Source organism: Vibrio sp. 10N.286.48.C11, assembly GCF_041469805.1.
GTDB lineage: Bacteria > Pseudomonadota > Gammaproteobacteria > Enterobacterales > Vibrionaceae > Vibrio > Vibrio crassostreae_C.
The window spans coordinates 1-2,437 of the sequence record NZ_JBFRLK010000057.1 but is presented as its reverse complement, the minus strand read 5'-3'; the positions used below and the strand labels follow the sequence as shown (position 1 = coordinate 2,437).

The window sequence follows — 2,437 nt, the reverse complement described above, 5'->3', positions numbered from 1 at the left end:
TTTCATGATCTTGCCCTGCTATGCTGTCTGAAATTAATGCTTAGTAGAATTAATGTCGTATAAAGTTAATCGCTTAAGGTTTTTATACGTTGATAGGTTGACCATTAACAATGGTATTACTTCACATTCAACATGAGGAATATTCATGATCTATTCTGTTTGAATATTTTAGTCGGTGTCAGTTATATTAATTAGCTTGATGGAAATATAACCGCATTAATAGTGTGTTATTTAAGACGATTAATTTAATTAAGAGATGGATGAAATGAGTGAATTGCTGTTGTTGATTTTCTACTGTGCGTTACTGGGCAGTGGTGTTGGGTTTCTAGCCGGTTTGTTAGGTATTAGCGGAGGGCTGATCATTGTTCCTGTGTTAAGCAGCATTTTACTGTATTTAGAAGTTCTACCATCCGACCAAGTTGTTGTCGCGGCGATTGCTACCTCGTTGGCATCGATACTGTTCACTTCAACATCTTCTGCACTCGCTCACCACAAGAATGGCAAAGTGCCTTGGGATCTGGCGCCTTGGATCATGCTCGGTGTTGCTCTGGGTGCATTGGTTAGTGGTTTTATGGCGGCGTTGTTACCGGAAAAAGTCGTTCGTATTGTGTTTGCTGTGAGTTTGGTTCTTATTGCGATCAAGATGTTCTTAAGCAGCAAAAATGATGCGCCTAAGGAACGAAAACTGCCGAACAAAGGTGTGCTCACTGTGCTGACAACCATTACGGGTGGCTTATCTGCCATGATAGGTATTGGTGGCGGAGCATTGCTGGTTCCGCTATTAACGTTCTTCTCTGTCGATATGAAAAAGGCCATCGGTTGTGCCTCGGCTTGTGGCATTGTGATCGCGTTGTTTGGCTCGATAGGTTACATCAGTTCAGGCAGCAGCCACTTTGCTCTATCAGATGGCTTTGCTGGCTTTGTTTATCTGCCTGCGCTGTTGGGTATTGTGTGCACGTCTTGGTTTACGGCTCCGTTAGGCGCAAAAGCCACCAACCATTTACCGGTTCCAACGATTAAGAAAATCTTCTCAGTACTGCTGGTGGTTATCGCAGCAAGCATGGTTGCTCGTTAATAAAAGATCGTTCAAGTGTGAATATACAGAACAAAAACGAATAAATTGATCAACCACCAATAATTAGAAAAGGGCAGTTTCATAACTGCTCTTTTTTTGTTTATCGGTCTATGCTTATACAGCTATGTACATGAGTATATTGATAAAACCGTTTAGTTATGAACAGTTCACCGCTATAGCTAAATGTATTTTGTTTGATTCAACGGAATGCTATCAATGAGTGATTTATGGATCCTTTAACGCAGGGCGTGTTAGGCGCTTCTTTGTCACAATCGGCCAGCAAAAAACAACATTTGGTTGTTGCTGGGGTATTAGGGCTGCTCTCCGGGTTAGCACCAGATTTGGATGCACTGATTAAGTCTCAAAGTGACCCTTTGTTGGCTTTGGAATTTCATCGACAATTTACCCATTCACTCTTCTTTATTCCCATTGGCAGTTTGATCTGCGCTTTGGTTCTGCATCACCTGATTGCAAAAAAACGTGGGCTTTCTTTCAAACAAAGTTGGCTGTTTTGCGCTCTGGGGTATGGCACTCACGCGCTGTTAGACGCTTGTACCACTTATGGTACGCAGTTACTTTGGCCTTTCACCAACGCGCGTTTTGCTTGGAACACCATATCAATCATCGACCCTGTTTATACGCTGCCCATCTTAGTGTTGCTTGTGTTTGCGACGTTAAAACGAGCACCTTGGCTAGCGCGTGTTGCGTTTGCTTGGGCGTTAATTTATCCAACATTAGGGATGATTCAGCGAGACAGGGCAGAGGCGATTGGGTGGCAATTAGCGCAAGAAAGGCAACACACACCGATTCGATTAGAGGCAAAACCAAGCTTTGCGAATATCTTGGTTTGGAAAGTGGTGTACGAAACAGAGGCTCATTATCATGTAGACGCAGTGCGGGTTGGTACATCGGTAAGCACGTATCCCGGAGAGTCGACCGCTAAGCTGAACGTTAGCAGAGATTTAACTTGGCTTGATCCTGACTCTCAACAAGCCAAAGACATTGAACGTTTCCTCTGGTTTTCAAATGGTTATATTGCTCAGGACCCAACAGACGAGCTACGTATTATCGATGTCCGATATTCAATTGTACCGAATCAAATGAAAGCACTTTGGAGCATCAAGCTATCAAAAGCAGTTGATGCAAACACGCATGTAAGATACGAAACTCATAGAGACAACACACCTGAGTCGAGACAGATCTTCTTCGATATGCTTACTGGCGATAAATGAGCTAGTTTTAAACTGATCTGCACCGTCAATACTGGATGCTACGTTAAGCGACTTTCCATACGTTTAGTTATCTCTGAATTGTTAATTTAGGGGAAGCTATAGCTCATTTATGCCCGTGCGACCTGAAGTC

2 protein-coding genes are annotated in these 2,437 nt (G+C 43.0%); both read left to right on the top strand.

What is annotated here, in order from left to right; all coding sequences use genetic code 11:
• The first annotated feature begins 265 nt into the window (after window positions 1-265).
• Complete coding sequence (locus tag AB4209_RS15590; protein ID WP_372056425.1) at window positions 266-1,075, top strand: sulfite exporter TauE/SafE family protein; 810 nt, start codon at window positions 266-268, stop codon at window positions 1,073-1,075.
• A 227-nt stretch (window positions 1,076-1,302) separates the two neighbouring features.
• Entirely contained in the window at window positions 1,303-2,307 is a 1,005-nt protein-coding gene (locus tag AB4209_RS15585; protein WP_372056423.1) for a metal-dependent hydrolase, read from the top strand.
• Window positions 2,308-2,437 lie beyond the last annotated feature (130 nt).

Bases quoted from the DNA above. Each gene is read 5' to 3' on its own strand.
- AB4209_RS15590 (WP_372056425.1), top strand. From the start codon at position 266: ATGAGTGAATTGCTGTTGTTGATTTTCTACTGTGCGTTACTGGGCAGT.
- AB4209_RS15585 (WP_372056423.1), top strand. From the start codon at position 1,303: ATGGATCCTTTAACGCAGGGCGTGTTAGGCGCTTCTTTGTCACAATCG.